Raw genomic sequence first — 23295 nt, forward strand, 5'->3', positions numbered from 1 at the left:
TTATTATTTAATTTAATTTTTTAGATCTTCAATTGCTTTAGCGATAGAATCAAATACATATGGAATGTCATCTTTTTCTACACAACTGAAAGCAATACGAATGTCTGTTGCATTAAGGGCAATGATGCCAATAGAGTATTTAGTAATTAAGTGTTGGCGTAACTGTTCTGGGTCCACATCTTTAACTTGTAATGCCATAAAATAGCCTGAGTTAAAATCATAAGCCTGCCAGTATGATGCGTATTTTTCATCATATACAACAGATTTCGTTACTTCATATCTAGCTTGTAACGTGTCGATATTGTGTTGAATTTCCTTATCAAAAGTTTCGTGATTTTCGAGCACGTATTTAACTGCACTTTGCGAAGGTAATGGACCACTTGAAATGTTGCTGCGAATTAATCCTTTGATTTTAGCTTCTAATACTTGTTTTGTTGTATCGTTTCCGACACCGAAACTGATGAAACCTACACGTAATCCCCATGCAAAGAATTCTTTTGTTGCGCCATCTAAACGAATTGGTAATAAGTTGTCTAAATGTAAATTCGTTAATGCTGTGAATAATGACTGTGTATAAACATCTTCATAAAAGAGTCCGTAGTATGCATCATCAACTAAAGCAATGACGTTTGTGCCACGTTCTGCTAATGATTTTATTGCAGAGACAATAGTATGAACTTCATCTTTTGTTGGTGTATAACCAGTTGGGTTATTTGGATAATTTAATATTAAGATGATTTTGTCTTTATTATAATTTTCTAGCGTATTAACTAAATTTTCTGTTGTAAAATGGCCAGCTTCGTCAAAAATATCATAGGTTTCAATTTCAGCACTATGTCTTGTACTATAAACGAGTTTATAGTTGCCCCAATTATGCGTTGGAAGTAAGAGTGTATCACCACTATCGACGAACATATCACCGACTAATGATAAGCCATGTGTTAAAGCATTCGTAAGGATAGGTCTTGTCATGTCTTTTGCATCTAAATCTGGATTTTCTTTTAATGTTTTTTGTTGCCATAAATCACGAAGAGATTCTAAACCTTGTGGCGGGGCATAAGGAAAGATTTCATCGGGTTCTAAATGATCGAAGATATCATTTAAAGTATTTGCGTACATCTTGCTATCTTTATATGTTGCCATTCCTATCGTGGCATTATATTGTGTGGATTTTGCTTCCGCGGATTGGGATAATATACCTTTCGGGTAATACATTAATTTTCCTAGGTCGGAAAGCATGTCTGCAACTTCTGGATTTGATTTAGATAATTGTTCGTTTAAATCTAAAGCTAAAGGATTCATAGTTGGTCAACCTCTCTTTACTTTTTCAATGATAACCTTATAGTATCTTGAAATTGCTTAAAATTAAAGTCTTGAGACTGTTTTAGACAGAAAATTTCAAAATTTAACTATTTATACGAACATACGTTCTGTTTTATGTTAGAATACGGATAGGCCATCAAAAATCCTACATGGCACTTTTTTCTGTGGGAGGTGTAGTATGATAGCGTGGTGGCAAGAAATGATTGCAACTTTATTAACAGGTAGCTTACTGGTTGTATTCCGTGTTTGGTTAGAGAATAAATGGAAAGACAAATAGGTGGCCTTACACAAAAAACCCCAAGCCTGATGACGCAGACTTGGGGTTGTGTAGTATAATCCGTGGATACAATTACAATTTTATCATCATAGGTAATAGACTGCAAACAATATATTTAAATATAAATCATAAAAAACAGATACATAAGTATCAAGAATTTTTTTGAAATAAATTGCTTTTAGAAATTAATGCCAAAGTTTGGTACAATGATATTGTTTGAGGTGAAGAGAGTGAAACATTTAACCAAAATATTTGTCATAATGGCAATGATATTACTCGTTGTAGGCTATTATTTACAGGCCATAGGTCATGAAGATTCTGGTGTTAAATTATTAATTGCTGCAATTATGTTTATGATTTGCGCTTTTATTGATCGTAATAATAAGCGTAAGAAAAAAGATAAACAAAATAAGTAACATTGTTAGAACAAGCTATAAGTGAGATGAAGCGATATGCAAAATCTTACTTATAGCTTTTTTATGTTAACTCGTCCCTTTCAATGAGTAATTATATGGGTGTTTGAATAAATTTATACTTTACAAGTGTGTATACATTGTATATAGTGTGTATATACAGTTGTAAGGGAGGACGTCCATGAAAATACTTTTGAAAAATAGTGGTGAACAGCCAATCTATGAACAGATTAAGCAACAAATCAAAGAAAATATTTTAAAAGGATACGTTGCTCCTGGTGAACACTTACCTTCGATGAGGGAATTAGCACATGATTTGAGCGTTAGCGTTATAACTACAAAGCGCGCATATGAAGATTTAGAAAAAGATGGTTTTGTCTTTACTATTAGAGGTAAGGGTACATATGTGAAAGAGCAAGATAGTTCAATTTTAAAAGAAAAACAGTTCATGGTGATTGAAACAATGGCTAAATCAATAAGCAAAGAAGCAAAAACTATAGGCATGCCACTTTCAGAATTACAAGAAATCTTAGAAATGATTTTTGAGGAGGACGATGAATGAACGCAATCGAATTAAATGCTGTAAATTATCAGTATAAAGAATTCAAGTTAAATGATATTAGTTTTCGTGTTCCTCAAGGATTTATAACTGGATTTATTGGTGCAAATGGTGTGGGTAAAACGACCATTATTAGAATGATTATGGATTTAATTGAGCCTGATGGCGGAGATGTTTTAATCTTTAATCAAAAAATGAAAGCACGCCCTGAAGCTATTAAAAATAAAATTGGTTTCGTTTATTCCGAATTGTACCTCAATGATAAATGGAATATCCAAAAAATTGAACAGTATGTTTCACCATTTTATAGTACATGGGACCATCAGTTATTTACATATTATCTTGAAAAATTTGATTTACCTTATAAGCGGAAGATCAAAACATTCTCAACTGGTATGAAGATGAAGTTGTCTATTGCTTTTAGCCATCATGCTGAATTATTTATTCTAGATGAGCCAACATCAGGATTAGATCCAATCGTTCGAAACGAAGTTTTGGATGTAATTCAAAAAGAACTCATTGATGAAAAGAAAACAGTATTTATTTCTACTCATATCATTTCTGATTTAGAAAAAATCGCTGATTACTTAGTGTATTTAAAAGATGGTGAAATTGTACTGAATCAATTTTTGGATGACATTTTGAATAGATTCAAAGTAGTTAAAGGTGACATGCAGCAATTGGATGAAGAATTAATTCAATTAACACACTATATAGAAGAAAACAAAACTGGATATATCGCACTTACAGAACATGCTAATATATTTAATGAAATTTTTGGAAACAAGGTTGCAATAACTAAGCCAACGATTGAAGATTTAATGGTTTACCTTGAAAAAGGAACCCAGAAGACTGAACAAAAAAATTATGAGACTTAACAACTGGGGGCATTAGATGAAAAATTTACTTATTAGAAATTTAAAATTACGTAAATGGACAATCGTAATATATGCAATCTTATTATTGTTTTCCCCACTGCAATTAATCATAATACCTAATAGTATTTTTACTAATGCGTTATATTCTGCAGTTGCGATGATATTACTTTTTGTTTCTATACTAGATTCTGGACATGTTTTTCGTTTTAATAGTAAGCTTGGGCACAGAATGGCTTATGACTTTTTTGGAAGTTTACCAGTTTCTAAAAAGTCATTATTGAATGCTAATTATTTAACAATTATTATATTTACATTAGTTGGGGCAGCAATATTATCTTTATATACAATGCCGAATTCTCATGTATCAACAAGTAATATTGATTTTAATATTTCAATGCCATTCTCATATATTGCAGTAAATTTCTTTGCAGTACCTATAGCTTTCAAAAAATATACAGAACAAAAATCTGATTACATTTCTTATATCATTTATTTACTTACGATGGTTATTTTAATACCTGTCATAATCGTGCTACTTGTAGTTGGAATATGTACATTATTTAATTATAGTCTGGGTATATTAAATTATTTTGAAACTATTTTTAACTATGGATTTTTAACTTTAAGTATTTTTTGCTTTGTAGCTAGCTACATCATTCAATATAAAAAATTAATTTAATAATAAAAGGAGGCGCATTTATGGAATTAAAAGATATAACAAAAACGTATGGCAATAACAATGTTTTAGATCATATTAATTTTGATTTTGGACAAAGCCAAATTGTAGGTTTAATTGGTAAAAATGGTGTCGGTAAAACAACATTAATGAAAGTCATGAACGGAAATATTATCAAATACAAAGGGGAGGTAAAGATAGGTAATAAAGACAATATCGGTTACCTTATTGAACATCCTAAATTGTATGATAATAAATCAGGTTTATATAATTTAAAATTATTTGCCAATGTATTAGGTAAGGGGTTTGATAAAAAATATGCAAACCAAATCATTGATGCCTTTGGTATGAGACCTTATGTGAAGAAAAAAGTTAAAAAGTATTCAATGGGAATGAAACAAAAGCTAGCCATTGCTGTTTCATTAATGAACAAGCCCAAGTACCTCATTTTAGATGAGCCAACAAATGGTATGGACCCTGACGGATCAATTGATGTATTGAAAACAATTCAATCACTTGTGCAAGAATTGGATATGAAAATTTTGATTTCTAGTCATAAACTTGAGGATATTGAATTAATTTGCGATAGAGCAGTATTTTTACGTGATGGTAATTTTGTTCAAGATGTTGATATGAAAGAAGGGGCACCAACAGATTCTACAATTTTAATCATCGAACAAAATAATTTCAATAATGCTTTAGAATATTTAAATGAAAATTTCGATGTGATTCAATCTAAAAGAGAAAATGGAGAGATTATTATTAAAGCACAATCAAGTTATCAAAAAGTGCTTAAAGGTTTATCCAATATCGATATTTTCCCTGAATTTATTGAAACACGCAAGAGTTCTTTACGTGATACTTACTTCAATATTAATCAGAAAGGTGGCCAATAATGAATAGTTTACAACTCGTGAAATATGACATTTATAGCATTATTAGAAGTCCATTAACGTATTTAGCATTACTCTTAACAATACTTCCGTTAATTGGATTTACAGTTTTATTTGTTCAGCAATCTGATAAAATAGACGGCAATATGCTACTTTCTATTGGTAGTTGGTTCTTTTCTATCATGGGCTTACTATTTGTAATCAAGACAATCACCCGTGATATTTCACAAGGTACGATTCAATTATATATGAATAAAACATCAAGTCGTGTGGGTTATGTTATCGCAAAAGTGATTTCAATTATACTAATCGCCATAATTATTACAGCAATACTTGTTGGTTTTGTATTAATCGTAGAACAAATTGTTGATGGTAAAAATATAGAAGTTGATAAAATCTTTGAATTACTTTGGTTCTTCATTCTATTCCATTTATTCTTTGGATTATTATTATATTTATTTTCATTAGTTGTACCAAAAACAGCATTAATCTTTACTCTAGGTATATTCTTAATATTACTTGTTCCTTTTGCTGAACCATTTATACCTATGATTCCTAAATTTGGTGACAATATTCAAGATGCCTTGAAATATATTCCATTTAGTTACTTAACTTCTAAAACGACAACTGGTGATTACACATTCTCTAATTGGCAGTGGTTTATTACTTCAGCATCGATTGTAGTATTATTTGTAGTTAATATATTCTATGTATCTAAAAAAGATATTTAAAATAAAGATAACCGAAGATTGAGTCATAAAAAAAGAGACGTATGAATTAACGGTTATAACACCTTAATTCATACGTCTTTTATTAATTTATAATTAGTTTATCTAAAATTGAATCATAAACATATTTCCACATTTGTGAGTCTGTTTTAAAGCGATTAGAAATAATTGCATATGATTCAGACGATTTATCTTCAAATGTAGGATCATCTTTTGCAGGAAGTTTTGAACGCGTTTCCTCTACAAAATGTTGAACTTGTCTTGCACGAGGTCCCCAAACTGTTTGCTGTTCAAAATCATCATTTAAAAATACAAATATAGGTATAGATCTCGCAGTACCATTTGTTAAGTATTGATCGATTAAGTCAGTGTTTTCATCACGATGAAAGACACGAGCTTCTATATTTAATCTTTCACTAATATGTTTAAGAATAGGCACGTTCATCATAGCATCTCCACACCAGTCTTCAGTGATAACTAGAACTTTGCTATAGTTTGATGCTTTAATTTTTTCAAGACGACTATCATCCTCTGGTGCTGAGAATGAATGATATATTGATAGTAAATTCTCTTTGTTTTCAGTCATAGCTTCAATATATTGATCAAGCGGTTGACTGTTTTTGAAATAAGTTTCTAAACTTGTCATAATAGTTCCCCCTTTAATTGATTAGATATTATTATATCAATATTTTAATATGAAAGAAAATTATTAATACATATAAAAGTAATATGTTTTAAGATTTCTTCAGGGATGAAAGTGACAAATACCTATGCTATATTTAATAAGTAAAGTAGAGTGTGGTGACAACATTGAAAATGCATAAACTACATAAGCGACTTATATTTTTTGCGTGTATAACAATAGCTACTGTGACAGTATTATTAGTTAATTATATAAAGCAAGAACACTCGACCGATTTATCAAAACTATCCATTGATCGTGTCAAAATAGGGTCTGAAATTAATATTAGTGAATACGTTGAAAAAGATGAAGTCATTTTAAAAAGACATCGTCTTTATTCAAAAAGAGAGCATCCTAATTTAATTTTCAAAGTGAATAAAAAGGATTCTCAACTTAAAGGTATAACCTTAACTGGCGATACTAGAGTGCAAACTAATTTTAATGGAACGATCAATAATAATGTTGGAGAAGTTATACAGACACTAGGAACACATTATAAACAAAAAAAGTTGCGCAAAGGCTTTAATGCTATAATATATAAAGATAAGAAAAATCAAATAAAGTTATTTATTATTTATAAACATGATAAAATAAAGAAAATTGAAATACACAAGATATAAAAATTAAAAATGACATTCCTATAGGGCATGTCATTTTTGATTTTACATATACGTTTTGCTTCGAAACTTAAGTTTGAATGGCGGTAGATATTTTGGATAAAATCACTTTTTTAAATGAATTAGAGCAAGAATTAGATAAATTACCAAGAAGTGAACGCGATAAAGTGATGTATGAATATGAGGAATATTTTTTTGATCAAGAAAGTGAAGGGAAAAATGAATATCAAATCATTGGAGCGCTTGAATCTCCTAAAAAGATAGGCAAAGAGCTTATGGCGAGAAATGCGATTGTGTCTGCGGAGTTTCGTCCTAATATAAATACAATTGTGAGAGCAATTATGGCATCTCTGGGTATGGGAATATTATCATTAATCATTATTTTAATCCCTATGATATTTGTTGGCATTTTCATGTTTGTACTATTACTTGTTGCATTATTTTTCGCACTTAGTCCGCTATTATTGATTATCAACGGCATAATTAATGATAATTTTAGTTTTGCCATAAGTAACTATTTATTTGCCATTTCGTATACAGGATTAGGTCTTTTATTATTTGTCATTATTGCAAAATTTGCTCAATTTGTTTATCGAGTGATTTTAAAATATTTACGTTGGAATATTAAAACAATTAAAGGAAGTGCAGTCGAATGAAGAAGTTATTTTTTAGTGGCTTAACATTATTTATCGTGTGCTTTCTTTTAGCTTGTGTCGCTTGGTTTGGATTTGAAAAACAAAACAACCAACTCAATTCTGTGAATAAAGAAGTTAATGATAAAGATATAGAAAATTTAAACCTAGATAGCCAAAATAGTAAGGTTCAGGTTAAGCAAGGTGACAAATTTTCAGTGACCTATAAAGGGAAAAAGAATATTGATATTACGAATAAAAACAAGACACTACATGTTCATGAGACTGATAATACAGAAGATCATTATGGATTGAATTTTAATCCGTTTAGACAGTTTGACGATGAGATGGTAGTGACTGTGCCAGATAAAAAACTAAACCATTTAGATGTATCTAGTAAGACGAATATTATAAATATTGATAGTATCAATGCAAAAGATGCACATATTTCAATGAAGGCTACTGGCGGAGCACGTGTGTTTTTAAGTGATGTAGTGTTAGACAAACTGTATTATAGAGGTGTGAGTTCACCGCTTGATATAAAGCACAGCCAAATTACTAATGCGAATATTAAAACGAAACAGGCGAGTATAACGAGTAAAAAATCATTGATTGAAAAGTCGGTGCTGTTAGCTGACCACGGCAAAATTGATTTGAGTCGAATGGATATTGCATCACATTTTAGAGCCTCTACACAATATGGTGATATTTTCATGTCATATGATGATGACCCTCAAGATACATTGCTAAAATTGAATCCATCTGATGGGACTTCTAAAGTTATCAACAACAATTTTAAAGATAATAAAGTAGGGGCAGGAAAGCATATTTTAGAGTTCTATACGGATCATGGGGACATTTATATAAATTAACTCTATGTTGACATGAATAGAGAAAGCCAGGAAGTACATTTAATTAAGTACTTTCTGGCTCTTTTTATAATATAAATGATTTAAAATGACAAATATTAATAAGTGGCAAAGGTTAAATCAGTGTCAAGATGCCCGTTAATTGAAGTAATATCTAATGATTCGCCATCGAGCCATTTGCTAAAGTCTATTACGGTAGGTGCTTTATTTTCGCCTAAAGTGATATGCGCTGTTAATGATTGAGGTTCATACATACTTGTATGAATGGTCCCAGACCAGCTTTTAAATAATTTACTATAAATTTCATATTCTGGATTATTGAATAAATTAAATGCGCTCATTTTATCTAGTGATGCGGGTGCTTTTTTAAGGAGTCGATTTAATCGTTCTTTAGATTCTTTTGTAAAATTTCTATTCTCATGTGTTAATAATTTGAAATGATTCGTACAAGTACGATCGTAACGAACATCAACGGAGCGAGGAGAAACTTCGATAATCGCATGATTCAAATGTTTGTCCATGACAATGTAGCTAAATGAGCTTCTATGCGGAAGTTCTTTTAGTAATTGTATGGCCTCAGGTACATCTTTACAATATTGTAATATAAGCCTGCCGACCATATAGCAGACGAAACCATCACCTGGGTGCTTTCTGTGCATGAAGTTGTAGCCCATGGATAGACCAGATTCATTCATACCATCCATTCTCCCGGTTACACGTGATGTAGGGCCTATTTGCGCTAATCCGCCATCAGTAGGTTGGAACAATAAGTAACGACCATCATAAGTTGCAGGGTGATAATCATAATTTCGCACCATATAGTCCTGGCCTAAAAAGACCGTACAGCCACTGTTTTTCAATGGTGTAAATCGATAGTGTGCAAAGTTAAGAATCATTTGGCGGGTAGGCAGATTAAGTACTTCTTGCATGCCTCTAATCTCTTCCCAAATTTGCGGAGCGTACGTTTGGAAAATGTCATATGTTTCTTTGATATGGATATCAAAGCGGGGCATACGTTTTTTCCATTCTTTCTCTCTGTTTTTGAGTAAGGGGGTTTGTTGCATCCACTGTGCTGTTTGTACACCTAAATCAAAGTGTGAACCTCGATGTGTTAAGATGTCTGATTTTACTGATTGCATAGTTTAAAACTCCTATTTATGTGTGTAATCTTACAAAAATGTAACTTCATTGTAACGCTCTGTTAATTGCATTACGTATGACCAGTAGTTATGCTTGAGTTAACATCAAGGGACGATCAGATAGACAAATTCAATGAGGTGATTATTATGTCAAATTATTATGATGCTTTCAAAGATGCAGTCTCCACTTGGTGGGGTCAATAAGATGAGAATAACTAACATTGAATTGGCTAATATTTAACGATATTAGCCCTTTTTTTACTTATATTAATAATAAATATAACATCTATCTTTATTCTGATGAGAAGAAAATGTTAAAATAAATAAGACATATTGACTAAAATTTATTGATTTTGCATTACTCCAATAATATCATAAATCCACTTTTTAATATTTAGATTAAAGAAATGAAAAGTGGGTATATATTTATTGATGCTTTCAAGTATGCTATCATTATTGATAGATATGTTAATAATTTATTGAGGTGAATCAGAATGTGTAATTTTATTAAAGGTTTATTTAAATTTGTATTAGGTACAATTCTTACTGTGTCATTAGCAGCAGGTGTTGGTGCAGTAGTTTTCGCTTATATCTTTAAAAAAGACTTCGAAGATATTGAAAGTAAAACAAAAGAAATTGTTTCAGATATTGAAACGAATAATTAAGTTATTAATAGAACACTTTAGAGTGTTCCCATACTGTCGACAAAGCCTTTAGGCTTTCGTTGGCAGTATTTTTTTTTAGCCACCGTTCAACGAAGTTGTTACGGTGGCTTATGCAGTCGAGAAGACTGCGAACAGTAAATCCGTTCACCGAAGTTGTTACGGTGGCTTATGCAGTCAAGAAGACTGCGAACAATAAATCCGTTCAACGAAGTTGTTACGGTGGCTTATGCAGTCGAGAAGACTGCGAACAGTAAATCCGTTCACCGGAGTTGTTACGGTGGCATATGCAGTCAAGAAGACTGCGAACAATAAACTTGCGCCGCAAGTATAGAAAAGCAGTTAACTATTGTCTTGAGTTATTCTAGTTATATCAAATAATGAAAGTTTAATTGTTTCCTGTGTATGGATTGGGTAACCTTCTAAAAACATATGAGTCATATCTATATTTTTAATTTTTATATGAGTCGTTTCCAACCAACCTGCTTGATAGTATTCAATATAAATATAGGAGTCTGTATGTAACGCTTGATGAAGCTGTAAATTTAATTCATTTAATTGATCGTCGGATAATATAGGACGGTCAATTTTATTTTGATCTACTAAATATTGTTGAATTGTTTCGAATTGTTCTGGCAAAGTAGCAAATGGTTATGTGTATTTTATAAAATATAGACTAATTTGTATAATATGGTTGTATTTTTAAGAAGAAATAAACATATTATAAATATTAAGCAGTTCTTTTTTATTACGTTCAATATGTTTAATATGAAAGCGTGCCATAATAGTGTATACTTATTCTAATAAAATTAGAAATGAGATTATTATGAAAATAGTAGAAGTGAAATCTAAGAATGGTATTAATTTTATGATTTTAGATAGTAATAATGAACCTATAATAGATGCAGTACGCTATTTGAAATATCTGGATAGTGTCAAGAAAAGTCGGAATACTAAGAAAACTTATGCTTACGCACTAAAAAAATTTTTTATATATCTAGAGTATAAGGAAATAAAACATCGAGATGTTAGTTTTGATGATTTTGTTGATTTTGTAAGATGGATGAGAGCACCTTTTGAATATGAAAATGTTCTTCCTTATAACCAAAAAGAATCAAAAAGTAGTGCCAAGACAATTAATCTGACTATTACTGTAGTGTCCAATTTTTACGACTATCTTTATAGAAGTAAAAAATTAGAAGTTAATTTTTATGATTTTTTAAATACTAAAGGTAAACATCATAAAAAATATAAAAGTTTTATGCATCATGTAAACAAAGATTATGGAACGTTAAAAAATATTTTGAAAGTTAAAGAACCAAAGAGAAAATTAGAAGTACTAACTAAGGCGGAAATAAAGATATTATTAGAAGCAGCTAATAATATAAGAGATGAATTTTTAATCCAATTATTATATGAAACTGGATTACGCATTGGAGAAGTACTATCGTTACGTATTGGTGATATCAAATTTGATTTTAGGAAAGGCCACCAAATAGTTTTGAAAAACAGAAACAATAGTAACGATTCATATTTAAAAACTGGAGAGAGGAAAATTTTTATATCTCAATCTTTAATTGATCTATATGATGATTATGTATATGAAATAATTGATGATCTTTCCATATGTTCTGATTATCTTTTTGTAAAATTAAAAGGTAAGAATGTGGGAGAAGCTATGCATTATAATGATATATCTTCATTATTTAAAAGATTAAAATATAAAACATCTATAAACGTCCATCCTCATTTATTCCGTCATACACATGCAACTATTTTTTACAATGAAACGAAAGATATTAAGCAAGTTCAAGAAAGACTTGGTCATAGTAATATACAAACTACCATTAATTTATATGTTCACCCAACCGAAGAAGATATACGTGATGATTGGGATAAAGTAAAACATCAATTTCAAGTTTTTAATAAAGGGGAATAACTATGTCAATGCCACTTAATTTACCTACAAACAACATTTTGGTTGATGAATTATGCACAATACAAAGTAGAACGATAAATATAAAAGGAGAAATTTTAATAACTGAAATTTATGATGATTACTTTTTTAAACATGATGTATGGCATATTTCATCTTTTAATAAATTCAAGCAATTTCAAGATAATCTTAAAAGCTATAAAGACAAAAGGAAAAATATATTTTTTAGGATTAATAATAAAAATTTGAATTTAGAATTTAAATACATTTTTTTGAAACTTTTGGTTAAAGAGGATTGGTCTTTAGGTAGTGTATTTAATTCTGGAGCTGTGAAACTCAATAAAGTCACTGAGTTCTTTAATGATGCTTATCCTGATTTAAATTCTTTACTAGATTGTGATATTAATATATTAGAAAAAGACTGGTTTAAATGGTTAACCAAAAATAATATTCCAATAAAAAGACAATCATCAACAATCGTTTTTGGTGAATATGAATATAAAAGTGGTTTAGCTTCTTTTTTAAAGAACATGTATATTAATCTGAAAAAATTTATTGATAAGAGAGAAGAATGGGAAAAAGATAAATGGGATATTAGGAACTTAGAAAAGTATGGACTGAGTTATAATAAAACACTTACTGGTCACTATTTGAACTTTGAAAAAATTGATTCAATCAAAATACGAGAAGCAACAAAAAAATATTTGAAAAATCGTTTGCTAACTGGTGACATAGCATTTGGTACTGCAAGATATTATATAAGAATATTAACTAGATTTTTCCAAAGTATAACTGAAAAAGAAAAAACATGGTCTGATTTAAATAAATTAGATAGATATCATATCGAATCATATATAGATTTTTTATTTGAATATGCTAATAGCAAAAATGTAAAAAGTTCGAATAATTTTGTAAAAGAAGAATTAAAAGCAATTAGAAGGTTCCTAAATGATATCACTATGCAAAATTATAATATAGCTCCATCACAGGACATTCGTTTTTTAATTTACCCACAAGACTTTCCTAGGTATGAAAAGAAAAACAATAGCCAAATTGATTATATTCCTGATTTTGTACTTGAACAGCTTTTTGAGCATATAAATGATTTGCATAAAGATTTAATACCAGTGGTTTGGGTAGCTTTTAAAACGGGTCTGAGAATTTCTGATGTATTAACTTTAGAAAATAGTTGCCTTGCAAAAGTTAATGGGAAATTTTCAATAATTACTGATATTGCTAAAACCTTTGTAAAAGGACATAGAATACCAATTGATGACAAATTGGCTGATATAGTAGCAGTTTTAATAGCTAATTCTAAAATAAATAGTACAAAAGATAATAATCCCAATAATTACATTTTCGCTATTTACAAAGGAAAAAGAAAAGGGATGCCTTTCACACAGCATATGGTTAGGGCTCATTTAAATCATTTAGCAAAAACTAAAAATATTGTTGATGAGCAAGGTGAAATATTTCATTTTAAAACTCATCAATTTAGACATACTTATGCAGTAAAATTATTAAATGGCGGAGCAGATATATTAACAATACAAGAATTATTAGCACATTCTTCACCTGAAATGACTCTTAGATATGCTAAATTACTTGATGATACAAAAAGAAAGGCTTTTGAATCAGTTATTGATCAAGGTGCCTTTAGTTTCGATGTCGATGGTAAAATCAAAAATATACAGCATAGTAGTGAACTATCAGAAAAAACATTAAATTCTTTATGGCAAGAACATAAATTAAACGCAATGGACAACCCTTATGGCACATGTCATGCTAGATTGAATGGTGATTGTCCTTATATGGAAGCACCCCCATGTTTAACATGTAATTCTGGTAAACCATGTAAGGATTTAGCTATTGGCTTTTCTGATTTAGACGTTGAAAAATATGAATTACATATCAAATCAACAGTTAAGTCAATAGAATTAGCTAAAAATTATAATAGAAAAGACATGGTTGAAAAGCATACTAATATATTAAATAAATACGAAGAAATCTTAGGTAGTATAAAGGATGGAAGTATTATATTTGGTAGAAGTAATAGACTAAAAGTATAGAGGTTAATATGGAAAATTTTAACAGGAAAGAACAATTGAAACAGTTACATGCAGAGCGGAAAGCTAACACTGAGAGAAAAGTTACTACAGCAATAAACGATTTGATTCAAAGGAAGGAAGAAATTAATTTTAATATTGTTTCAAAACATTCAAGTGTCTCTAAAGCCACTTTATATAACAATAATGAAATTCGTAAAAGAATCGAAGAGTTACGTGAAAAAAACAAAGAAATATTTGTGAATAAAAATAAAAGTGACGGAAAAGATGCATTAATTGCTTCGTTGAAGAGGAAAGTAAATTCATTAGAAAAAGAGAAAAAGTCTCTAAAAGAAGAACTTAGTACTTTATACTCCAAGATGTATGAGGAAATTTAAAATAATCCTATTAATAATAACGTTTGTCATATCTTTAAATAATATGACAAACGTTATTATTAGATAATTTATGGACTTTATTTTTTTTATCAAGTAAAGTAAAAGAATTGTTGATTGTATCAATTTGTAAAATTTTCCCAGTATAATTAAAAATATACCCATCTTTCCAATAATCAATAGAACTTAATTCACCAGTATGTAATTTATATTGGAAAACATAGTTTATATTAGTCAAAGTATCCTCTGTTAATAAAGGTTTGTCATCCTTATTTTGGTCTTTGATAAACTTATTTAAAATTTCGAATTGTTGGGGGAGCGTGGCAAAAGCTTGCCATTTGATTTTTCCACGACCTTGTGGGATTTTAGGATTTAAATATTCTCTTGGTATTTTTCTGTAATCTGTTTCGTATTTATATTTATCTGGAGCATTAGGATTTGGAATAATAAAGATCACCTCATATCAATAGTAGAACATATGTTCTATTAATTCAAGTGAAAAAAGACTATCATTCTGGATAGTCTTTTTATTATGCTATTGATTAAATTGTTTTATTGTATCGCCAATTTCATCTCTTACACGTTGAAATTCTGACCAAGCTTTACCAGCTGGATCATCAAAGCCCCAATGTTCTTTTTTTACATTAGGTGGGATGACTGGACAATTTTCATCAGCGTCACTACAAAGTGTAACAACGAGATCTGATTGTTTTAAAATTTTATTATCGATTAAATCAGAAGTATGGTTTGATATGTCATTATCCACTTCTTTCATAGCTTCTATTGCCTTAGGATTTACACCATGTGTTTCAATACCGGCAGAATATACATTCCATTTATCGCCAAGTATTTGTTTACCCCAACCTTCAGCCATTTGACTGCGACAAGAATTACCAGTACATATAAAGTAAATTGTTTTTTTATCCATAAATAGTTTCCTCTCTTTTTAGAAAATAATAAGTGTTAGATATAACCCTAACAGTGTAATAAATAATACCGGAATCGTTATAATAATACCGGTTTTAAAGTATGTTCCCCAAGAAATTTTAACACCTTTTTGAGTAAGTACATGTAACCAGAGAAGTGTTGCTAACGAACCAATGGGTGTTATTTTAGGTCCTAAATCAGATCCGATAACATTCGCATAAATCATACCTTCCTTGAGTATGCCTGTTGTTTGAGATTGACCAATCGCTATTGCATCTATTAAAACAGTTGGCATGTTGTTCATAATAGATGAAAGGAATGCAGCTATAAAACCCATGCCCATGATACTACTAAATAAGCCATAACTTGAAATATTTGTTAGTACATCACCAAGAAGCGTTGTAATGCCCACATTTTTTAGACCAAATACCACAAGATACATACCAATAGAGAATAAAACAATATTCCATGGTGCACCTTTAATTACTTGTTTCGTATGAACAGCCTTAGATTTACGTGCTAATAATACAAATATTAAAGCAATGATACCAGCAATAATTGATACTGGAATATTTATAAACTCACTTATTAAATAACCAACTAGCAATACAGTGAGTACAATCCACGAGATGTTAAAAAGCTTTTTGTCCTTAATCGCTTCTTTTGGTTCTCTAATATTTACTGCATCAAATTTTCTTGGGATAGACTTTCTAAAATAAAGCCATAAGACAAGAATACTTGCGATTAAAGAGAATATATTAGGTATAATCATTTTACTGAAGTACTCAACAAATCCAATATCAAAGTAATCAGCAGAAACAATATTAACTAAATTACTAACAATAAGTGGTAATGATGTGGTATCTGCAATAAAACCACTAGCAATAATAAATGGAAATATCGCTTTTTTATCAAAACCTAGACTACGTACCATTGCTAAAACAATAGGCGTCAGTATTAAAGCCGCACCATCATTTGCGAAGAAGGCTGCTACAACTGAACCTAAGAGCATGATAAAGATAAACATTTTCAAGCCATTACCCTTTGATGCTCTCACCATATGTATAGCAGACCATTCAAAGAAGCCAATTTCATCTAATATGAGTGAAATAAGAATAACTGCAACAAACGTTAAAGTCGCATTCCAAACGATTCCAGTAACTTCCAGTACATCTGAAAAACTCACAACACCAGTAATTATAGCCACTACAGCACCAATTAATGCAGTAATACCAATATCTAGACCTTTAGGTTGCCATATAACAAAAATTAACGTTAATACAAATATTGTGATTGCTAATATCATCATAATTAACACTCACCTTTCTCTACTGTTTCACATATACATGGGACTGTACTGGAACCCAATAGAGTCAGTCGTGATGTAACGTCATCTAATACGTCATGATTCAATTTGTATAAATTTTTATTACCATCTTTTCTGGATGTAATTAAATTATTGTCTTTTAATACTTTCATATGATGACTTAATGTGGGTTGAGAAAAAGAAAAATGCTCTAATAAATCACAAGCGCATAATTCACCACAAGATAACAAATCTAATATTTCAAGACGGCTACTATCAGCAATCACTTTTAAGTATTGTGATATTTCTTTATAATTCAATTTTTCTTCTTCCTTTCTACTTGAAACCTTTTATAACGTTGATAATTTTTATTACCACCTGACAAATTAAACACTTGTTTAAAACCTAAATTAATAAGTACGTTTTGTGCAGCATTCCCAGTAGTACCTTTATTACAATAAGTCACTATCTTTTGATTTTCATCTAATGTTTTTGCATAACTTCTCAACGTTTTCAATGGGACGTTAATCGCTCCATCAACATGATCAACTTCAAATTGCTTTGGAGAACGTACATCTAAAATCAATAAATCATTATTTTGTTTTATAACTTCTTCAGGCGTTATAATTTTGCGTCCTCGAGTAATATTGTGTCCAATCATCCCTGTATAAATAACAGGATCTTTAGTTGTAGAAAAAGGAGGTGCATATGCTAAATCTAAATGAAATAAATCTTCTGCATTGGCACCAAACGTTATAGCAGTAGCTAGTACATCTATTCTCTTATCTACACCTTCATACCCAATAATTTGGGCACCAAGTAATTTAGAATTGTTTTTATCAAATATAGCTTTAATTACCATTTCTTGGCCTTGCATATATTCTGGACGATTCGGTTTCACATTGTGTAATACGTCAATATCAATATCTAAATCAATAGCTTCTTTTTCAGTTAAGCCTGTTTGGGCAATTGTCATATCAAATATACGAACAATGCCTGTTCCTAAAATACCTTTATGTTCTAGATTTCCACCAGTTAATCGATCTCCTAAAATACGTCCCATTTTATTTGCTGTAGAACCTAGCGGTCTATATATAGGGTTACCAGTAATTAAATTATAACTTTCTGCTACATCACCAATTGCATATATGTGAGGAATATTTGTTTCAAAATACTTATTGGTTTGTATTGCTCCAGATTTTCCAATATTAATACCAATTTCTTTAGCTAATTTAGTATTTGGTGTGACACCAATCCCAATAATGATTAAATCTGTATCAATTAATTCGCCAGTTTTTAAGCTCACTCTATTTATTGTATGATTTTCATCATAATCAATAATATCTATTTCATTATAGGTATATACGTTAGCTTTATCTTCAATATATTCTTGAATCATAAAACTGATATCGTAGTCTAAATGAGGCATAAAAGTACTACGTTGAACAATTGAAGTATTGTAATTAGATAATTGTTCTAACATCTCTAGACCAATAAATCCACCACCAATGATTGTTATATTCTGAACATCATTGCCCTCAATATAATTATAAATTGCTTTCGCATCATTAATATTTTTAACTTTAAACACATTGTTATATTCTTCGCTATTTAATTGAGGAAGTTCTTTAGGCGATGAACCTGTTGCTAATACTAATTCGTCATATTCTTGAATCATCTTTTCATCATTTACTAAATTGGTAACTGTTATTGTTTGATCAGTATCATTTATCTGATTCACTTCATATTTTGTATAAATATCTATATTAAAGCGCTCTTTAAACCATTTAGCATTTCGTGGCGTGAGTTCATCAATATCAGATACATTACCGCCTATATAGTAGGGAATACCACATACTGAATACGAAATATCACTATCTTTATCAAAAACGGTAATTTCCACATCTTCACTATTTCTTCTTGCTTTAGCCGCGACACTTGTACCGGCAGCAACTGAACCAATGATTACAATTTTTTTCATTATGATAACCCTCCATAAGGTATGACAAAATAATTATCAAGACTTTCATTTTTAATCTTGTTTATCCAAATTGATTCATCTTCTTTTTTGTTACTAAAAAGGTCATCACGTTGATTTAGCGTAACTAACGATTGATTAACAACCCACCAATTATGGCCTATATTAGCTCTATTTAAATCTTCTACTAAACGTTTAGATTCTAAATAAGGTGTTTTTTCTGCTAGTGTTACGATTATCATCTGTGTTAAATTTTTATTTTGAATTTTGGGTAATAATGTTTCAACATTACTGGTAGTTTGAGTTGATTTTTTCTTTAGTTCTTTATGATGATTTTCACTAGAATCAAGTAACAGCAAGGTATGGCCTGTAGGAGCTGTATCTACAATTACGTAATCCATGTCTTCTTGATTCTCCATAATGTCACTAAAGGCTTTGAAAAATGCTATTTCTTCTGTACAAGGTGATTTTAAATCTTCCACAATATAATCAATATCGTCTTGTGGTGTATCATCATTCACTGTGGCTAGTATTTCTTTTTTATACTTTTCTAATGCTTGTTCTTCATCAATATAAGCAGTATTTAAATTACTTGTGGTTTCAACATTAATTTCTTTAGTAGGGTCAGTCGTTGCTAAAAGAATACGATGTCCTTTATTAGATAATGCTGTAGCTAATTGCGTTGCTACTGCCGTTTTACCAACGCCACCTTTTCCCATTGTAAATAAATATTGAACTTTACCATTTTCAATTTCATCTATTAATTTATTGAATTGCGGATGATCTTCAACAATAAATTCATCATTTTCAATTAAGTTATCATCATTTAATAGATTAGATAAACTTTCTATACTTTCTGCTTTCTGTTTTTTATATGGAACGTAATAGGCATGATTGTTATTTAACCATTCAGTAAAATGGTTAATATTTTTATCTTGTTCTGATTTCATTTGACTCGAAATTAAACCGTGACTTTCTTCTATATAGTTGTTAATGACTATATAGAATTTAGAAATTGATAGTTGTTGTAATTCTTGTTGCGCTCTTTGAATTTCATATATAGATGATTGGTTAGGTTTAGCAACTAATATCATTGTCGTATCTTCTTGGTTGCGTAATTTTTCAAGTGTTAAGTTATATTTGCTTCTATTTTCATTTAAACCCGATAATTGACCTAAACAAGAAGCGTCATTACTCGTTGTATTTAAATAATCTGTCCAAGCAGAAGGTAATTCAAGCATTCTCAGTGTGTGACCTGTCGGAGCTGTATCAAATATAATGAAATCAAATGCCTGTTCTAAAGTTTCGTCGGATAAGAAATTAGTGAATTCATTAAATGCTGCTACTTCAACTGTACACGAACCACTTAACTGTTCTTTCATCTCAGAAAGTACATCTTCTGGTAGAATGCCCTCATAAGGTTCTATAGCTTGTGCTTTATAATCGTCTGCTGCAGCAATCGGGTCAAAATTGGCTATAGAGAGATTAGGTATAGGTTGATATGTAGTTAATTTATTAGATAATTCCATTTGAAATACATCTTGTAAATTACTAGCTGGATCAGTACTTACTAAAGCTACTTTCTTTCCATTCTTCGCTAAATTTAAAGCAATAGAACTTGATATCGTCGTTTTGCCTACGCCACCTTTACCAGTAAAAAACAAATATTTTGTTAACTCAACATTATTTAAATTCAATTTATTTAAGTATTTAACAGCATCCATCTCCACCACAGCATCCTCCATTTCTCATCTGATTAACCGTAATAATTTCATCGGCTTCTTCTTGGGTAATATAAGTACCCGTTTTAGCTATATTGCCTTCTATAAAAGTGATTGGTAAAACTTCATTACCTTTTTCTTGAATTAAACGAATAGCTTCTTTATTTTTAATAAATTCATTCGGATTATTACTCATATTATAACGTTGAACTTCTATTTGATTTGATTTTAAATATTCATTGATTTGGTTCGTCTTTATTAGTGTTTCATCCGGTTCTGGACCACATACGCCAGTAGAACAGCACATAGCTTCTTCGTATATTTCAATATTTAACATTATACTCACCTCATTAATTATTTTACTACCATAGATTAACATCTATATAGATTAGTGTCTATGTATTGATTTGGATTTTTAAAATTTTACTTAATTTGAGTTTCTAATAATATAGCTAGGAAGAAAATATTTTTACTATTGCTGTGGAGCATGTCTAAGTTTATGTAAAATTATAGTTTTTTAATCTTGCAATAATGTATATATTGATTTATATTTAATATATCAAAAAAAGTTGATATATTAAATGGAATAAAATTATTTAGACAATAAGGAGGTGTGCCTGATTGCGAGTAAACCACGCAAGTACTTTATCTGTTGGTTACTTTGTAAGTTATTTAAATCTTGTTATGGTATCAAGAGAAGTCACTTTAAAAGAAGCTACAATATATATGGAGAAGGAGTTCTTTAAAGGTAATATTCATCAGTATGGTGAATCAACAGAAAATAACTACAAACAAGCAATACAAGAATTGAAATAAAGATAATATAAACTCTAATCAAATATTATAAAAAAGAGGTGTTCTTTTTATGGAAGTTATTAAAGCAAAAACTGATATGAATGAAGATCAACAATTAGATTTTTATGAAAACATGTTTAATGCACTTGCCGACAAAAACAGATTGAAAATACTAAATCAAATTAGCCAGAGTTCTAATAAATCATTATGTGTGTGTGATTTAGAAGCGTTATTAGATTTAAAACAATCTAAAATTTCTTATCATTTAAAAAAATTAGTAAGTGCACAGATTTTAATACCTGAAAAATATGGTACTTGGAACTACTACAAAATCAATGAAGCACAAATTCAAGTTGTATTAACTGAAGATACTTGCTGTAAAATATTATAGGATTTATCTTATTACACATCATATTAATCAACTTTTTTTAATTTATATATCAAAAAAAGTTGATTAAATAAATTCAGAGGAGTTATACTAATGACAGATTCAATCATAGAATTCATAAAAACATTTTTAATGTTATTTTTTGAATTGTTAGCATTATTTATAGTTGTAAGTTTTATTGTAAGTTTAATTCAACAAGTAGTATCAGAAGATAAAATACAAAAGCTTTTAAGCAAACCAAATAAAGCAACCAACTATATATTAGGAATGATTTTTGGTGCTATTACACCATTTTGTTCTTGTTCTACTATCCCTATACTTGCAGGTTTGTTAAACTCTAAAGTTCCGTTTGGTCCAGCTATGAGTTTCCTAATCGCTTCGCCACTCATGAATCCACTCATGATATTTATGCTATGGATTCTATTAGGTTGGAAAGTTGCTGTTGTTTATTTTGTTGTATTAGCGATATTTAGCATTTTAACTGGTCTTGTTTTTTCAAAAATGAATTTAGCAGAGAGTTATAAAGGCGTTAATGTCAAAGGCGATGGATTTTTCAATAATAAATCAGGATCTCGTTTTAAACAAGCCTTAAATGATGCTTGGGCTTTCCTATATCCAATGTTACCTTATTTAATTATTGGTGTATTTGTCGGTGCATTTATTTATGGATTTATTCCAGAAACATTTATAACTCAATATGCGAGTGGCGATGGTATTATCTCTGTTGTTATTGCTTCTGTTATTGGTATACCTATGTATATTAGACCAGAAACGATGCTTCCTATAGCTGAAGCATTAGTATCTAAAGGCATGTCTTTAGGTACAGTGGTCGCATTAATTATAGGTGGCGCAGGCGCAAGTATTCCTGAAGTCGTATTGTTGTCCAAATTATTTAAAAAGAAATTTGTAATATCTTTTGTTATAGCAATTTTAGTAGTGGCAGTTGCTACAGGCCTAATTGTTAACTTAATCATTTAAGGAGGTGAAGTAAATGGGTATCAAAGACGCGTTAAAAAAATTAAAACCTCAAGAGCAGTCATGTTGTTCAGTAGAAATTGAAGAAAACACGGATAATAAAAAAGAAAAAGAGGAAGCAAAAGAAAAAGATAATAATAAATGCTGTTAATCTTAAAAAGGATACTGGTTTCATAATCAGTATCCTTTTTAAGATTGTTTTAACATATAATACATAAATACTATGTTGAAAATACTGTTAATTCGGCTTTTGTATTAATTAAATACATATAATGAATGGCGCCCATTTAACCATGCCACGACCTTGCGGGATATTGGCATTAAGAAATTCTCTTGGTATATTTCTATAGTCATTTTCATTTTGATACTTTTCCGGAATCATAAAATCACCTCAATACAATAATAGAACATATGTTCGCATTATTGCAAGAAGTTTTTTCTTATTTTAACTTAATAAAGTATGAAAAGTTTAATTGTACTT

Annotated in this window: 28 protein-coding genes and 2 pseudogenes; 18 read left to right on the top strand and 12 right to left on the bottom strand. The window is 29.9% G+C overall.

Translation table 11 applies throughout. The annotated features are described in order from the left end of the window. Window positions 1-12 precede the first annotated feature (12 nt). Complete coding sequence (locus tag ACP3TL_RS02020; protein ID WP_046466283.1) at window positions 13-1302, bottom strand: aminotransferase class I/II-fold pyridoxal phosphate-dependent enzyme; 1290 nt, start codon at window positions 1300-1302, stop codon at window positions 13-15. Window positions 1303-1504: 202 nt separating this feature from the next. On the opposite strand from ACP3TL_RS02020, the gene ACP3TL_RS02025 reads away from it, so the two are divergent. From ACP3TL_RS02025 to pmtD, 7 genes are all read left to right on the top strand, one after another. Further along, a complete protein-coding gene (locus ACP3TL_RS02025; protein WP_230622036.1) occupies window positions 1505-1600 on the top strand; it encodes a Trp-rich small protein in 96 nt (31 codons plus the stop codon). Window positions 1601-1830: 230 nt separating this feature from the next. Beyond that, the gene (locus tag ACP3TL_RS02030) at window positions 1831-2016 is read left to right on the top strand and encodes an SE1626 family protein (protein WP_046466282.1); all 186 of its coding nucleotides are present in this window, start codon (window positions 1831-1833) and stop codon (window positions 2014-2016) included. A gap of 178 nt (window positions 2017-2194) precedes the next feature. Further along, window positions 2195-2575, top strand: a complete 381-nt coding sequence (gene pmtR / locus ACP3TL_RS02035) for a PSM export ABC transporter transcriptional regulator PmtR (protein ID WP_002507153.1) — start codon at window positions 2195-2197, stop codon at window positions 2573-2575. Continuing rightward, entirely contained in the window at window positions 2572-3450 is an 879-nt protein-coding gene (pmtA, locus tag ACP3TL_RS02040; protein ID WP_277580079.1) for a phenol-soluble modulin export ABC transporter ATP-binding protein PmtA, read from the top strand. The genes pmtR and pmtA overlap by 4 nt, the downstream gene beginning before the upstream one ends. Window positions 3451-3466: 16 nt before the next feature. Beyond that, a complete protein-coding gene (pmtB, locus tag ACP3TL_RS02045) occupies window positions 3467-4129 on the top strand; it encodes a phenol-soluble modulin export ABC transporter permease subunit PmtB (protein ID WP_285326728.1) in 663 nt (220 codons plus the stop codon). Between the two features lie 20 nt (window positions 4130-4149). Then, the gene (gene pmtC / locus ACP3TL_RS02050; RefSeq protein ID WP_046466279.1) at window positions 4150-5022 is read left to right on the top strand and encodes a phenol-soluble modulin export ABC transporter ATP-binding protein PmtC; all 873 of its coding nucleotides are present in this window, start codon (window positions 4150-4152) and stop codon (window positions 5020-5022) included. Then, window positions 5022-5750, top strand: coding sequence for a phenol-soluble modulin export ABC transporter permease subunit PmtD (gene pmtD / locus ACP3TL_RS02055; RefSeq protein ID WP_046466278.1), 729 nt, complete (start codon window positions 5022-5024; stop codon window positions 5748-5750). Before pmtC ends, pmtD begins: the two co-directional genes overlap by 1 nt. 82 nt (window positions 5751-5832) lie before the next feature. Here the strand turns inward: pmtD and ACP3TL_RS02060 are convergent, their stop codons facing one another. Next, a complete protein-coding gene (locus ACP3TL_RS02060) occupies window positions 5833-6393 on the bottom strand; it encodes a thioredoxin family protein (protein WP_046466277.1) in 561 nt (186 codons plus the stop codon). 170 nt (window positions 6394-6563) lie between these two features. Here ACP3TL_RS02060 and ACP3TL_RS02065 point away from each other — a divergent pair, with 170 nt between their 5' ends. From ACP3TL_RS02065 to ACP3TL_RS02075, 3 genes are all read left to right on the top strand, one after another. After that, window positions 6564-7049 carry a hypothetical protein gene (locus ACP3TL_RS02065; protein ID WP_046466276.1) on the top strand — a complete coding sequence of 162 codons (486 nt, stop codon included), beginning with the start codon at window positions 6564-6566 and terminating at the stop codon, window positions 7047-7049. A 92-nt stretch (window positions 7050-7141) separates the two neighbouring features. Further along, window positions 7142-7702 carry an HAAS signaling domain-containing protein gene (locus ACP3TL_RS02070; protein ID WP_046466275.1) on the top strand — a complete coding sequence of 187 codons (561 nt, stop codon included), beginning with the start codon at window positions 7142-7144 and terminating at the stop codon, window positions 7700-7702. After that, complete coding sequence (locus ACP3TL_RS02075; RefSeq protein WP_046466274.1) at window positions 7699-8550, top strand: DUF4097 family beta strand repeat-containing protein; 852 nt, start codon at window positions 7699-7701, stop codon at window positions 8548-8550. Before ACP3TL_RS02070 ends, ACP3TL_RS02075 begins: the two co-directional genes overlap by 4 nt. A 95-nt stretch (window positions 8551-8645) precedes the next feature. On the opposite strand, the gene ACP3TL_RS02080 is transcribed toward ACP3TL_RS02075, so the two are convergent. Further along, window positions 8646-9686 (bottom strand): C45 family autoproteolytic acyltransferase/hydrolase, encoded by a 1041-nt coding sequence (locus ACP3TL_RS02080; RefSeq protein ID WP_046466273.1) that lies wholly within the window; start codon window positions 9684-9686, stop codon window positions 8646-8648. A 494-nt stretch (window positions 9687-10180) separates the two neighbouring features. Here ACP3TL_RS02080 and ACP3TL_RS02085 point away from each other — a divergent pair, with 494 nt between their 5' ends. Further along, window positions 10181-10351: a hypothetical protein gene (locus tag ACP3TL_RS02085; protein ID WP_107514816.1), complete on the top strand. Its 171-nt coding sequence runs from the start codon at window positions 10181-10183 to the stop codon at window positions 10349-10351. 339 nt (window positions 10352-10690) lie between these two features. On the opposite strand, the pseudogene ACP3TL_RS02090 reads toward ACP3TL_RS02085, so the two are convergent. Beyond that, window positions 10691-10999 (bottom strand): annotated as a pseudogene (locus ACP3TL_RS02090) (YolD-like family protein); the annotation flags it as partial. A 175-nt stretch (window positions 11000-11174) separates the two neighbouring features. Between ACP3TL_RS02090 and ACP3TL_RS02095 the strand changes: the two are divergent. From ACP3TL_RS02095 to ACP3TL_RS02105, 3 genes are read left to right on the top strand one after another with little or no spacing between them, the layout of a single operon-like run. Beyond that, a complete protein-coding gene (locus tag ACP3TL_RS02095) occupies window positions 11175-12287 on the top strand; it encodes a tyrosine-type recombinase/integrase (RefSeq protein WP_069821059.1) in 1113 nt (370 codons plus the stop codon). Window positions 12288-12289: 2 nt separating this feature from the next. Continuing rightward, on the top strand, window positions 12290-14353 hold the full coding sequence (locus ACP3TL_RS02100) for a site-specific integrase (RefSeq protein WP_069821058.1): 2064 nt from the start codon (window positions 12290-12292) through the stop codon (window positions 14351-14353). A gap of 8 nt (window positions 14354-14361) precedes the next feature. Next, a complete protein-coding gene (locus tag ACP3TL_RS02105) occupies window positions 14362-14727 on the top strand; it encodes a DUF6262 family protein (RefSeq protein ID WP_069821057.1) in 366 nt (121 codons plus the stop codon). 34 nt (window positions 14728-14761) lie between these two features. Here the strand turns inward: ACP3TL_RS02105 and ACP3TL_RS02110 are convergent, their stop codons facing one another. From ACP3TL_RS02110 to arsD, 7 genes are all read right to left on the bottom strand, one after another. Beyond that, window positions 14762-15172: a YolD-like family protein gene (locus tag ACP3TL_RS02110; RefSeq protein ID WP_069821063.1), complete on the bottom strand. Its 411-nt coding sequence runs from the start codon at window positions 15170-15172 to the stop codon at window positions 14762-14764. An 87-nt stretch (window positions 15173-15259) separates the two neighbouring features. Beyond that, complete coding sequence (arsC, locus tag ACP3TL_RS02115) at window positions 15260-15652, bottom strand: arsenate reductase (thioredoxin) (protein ID WP_069821056.1); 393 nt, start codon at window positions 15650-15652, stop codon at window positions 15260-15262. A gap of 18 nt (window positions 15653-15670) precedes the next feature. Then, entirely contained in the window at window positions 15671-16963 is a 1293-nt protein-coding gene (gene arsB / locus ACP3TL_RS02120) for an arsenite efflux transporter membrane subunit ArsB (protein ID WP_176721779.1), read from the bottom strand. Beyond that, window positions 16963-17277 carry an ArsR/SmtB family transcription factor gene (locus ACP3TL_RS02125; RefSeq protein WP_013730040.1) on the bottom strand — a complete coding sequence of 105 codons (315 nt, stop codon included), beginning with the start codon at window positions 17275-17277 and terminating at the stop codon, window positions 16963-16965. The genes arsB and ACP3TL_RS02125 overlap by 1 nt, the downstream gene beginning before the upstream one ends. Continuing rightward, window positions 17274-18938, bottom strand: a complete 1665-nt coding sequence (locus tag ACP3TL_RS02130) for an FAD-dependent oxidoreductase (protein ID WP_069821054.1) — start codon at window positions 18936-18938, stop codon at window positions 17274-17276. Before ACP3TL_RS02130 ends, ACP3TL_RS02125 begins: the two co-directional genes overlap by 4 nt. Next, window positions 18938-20665 carry an arsenical pump-driving ATPase gene (arsA, locus tag ACP3TL_RS02135; RefSeq protein WP_285336871.1) on the bottom strand — a complete coding sequence of 576 codons (1728 nt, stop codon included), beginning with the start codon at window positions 20663-20665 and terminating at the stop codon, window positions 18938-18940. Before arsA ends, ACP3TL_RS02130 begins: the two co-directional genes overlap by 1 nt. After that, window positions 20646-20993: an arsenite efflux transporter metallochaperone ArsD gene (arsD, locus tag ACP3TL_RS02140; protein WP_069821052.1), complete on the bottom strand. Its 348-nt coding sequence runs from the start codon at window positions 20991-20993 to the stop codon at window positions 20646-20648. The genes arsA and arsD overlap by 20 nt, the downstream gene beginning before the upstream one ends. A gap of 284 nt (window positions 20994-21277) precedes the next feature. Between arsD and ACP3TL_RS02145 the strand changes: the two genes are divergently transcribed. The 4 genes from ACP3TL_RS02145 (at window position 21278) to ACP3TL_RS02160 (ending at window position 22965) form a co-directional block, all read left to right on the top strand. Next, window positions 21278-21472 (top strand): hypothetical protein, encoded by a 195-nt coding sequence (locus tag ACP3TL_RS02145; RefSeq protein ID WP_002509689.1) that lies wholly within the window; start codon window positions 21278-21280, stop codon window positions 21470-21472. 49 nt (window positions 21473-21521) lie between these two features. Next, entirely contained in the window at window positions 21522-21842 is a 321-nt protein-coding gene (locus tag ACP3TL_RS02150) for an ArsR/SmtB family transcription factor (protein WP_069821051.1), read from the top strand. 90 nt (window positions 21843-21932) lie between these two features. Beyond that, window positions 21933-22817 (top strand): permease, encoded by an 885-nt coding sequence (locus tag ACP3TL_RS02155; RefSeq protein ID WP_285328684.1) that lies wholly within the window; start codon window positions 21933-21935, stop codon window positions 22815-22817. Window positions 22818-22830: 13 nt separating this feature from the next. Beyond that, window positions 22831-22965, top strand: coding sequence for a hypothetical protein (locus ACP3TL_RS02160; RefSeq protein WP_107517768.1), 135 nt, complete (start codon window positions 22831-22833; stop codon window positions 22963-22965). 123 nt (window positions 22966-23088) lie between these two features. Here ACP3TL_RS02160 and ACP3TL_RS02165 read toward each other — a convergent pair. Then, window positions 23089-23196 (bottom strand): annotated as a pseudogene (locus ACP3TL_RS02165) (YolD-like family protein); the annotation flags it as partial. Window positions 23197-23295: the final 99 nt, after the last annotated feature.

The organism is Staphylococcus caseorum (genome assembly GCF_049943195.1).
Taxonomy (GTDB): domain Bacteria; phylum Bacillota; class Bacilli; order Staphylococcales; family Staphylococcaceae; genus Staphylococcus; species Staphylococcus equorum_A.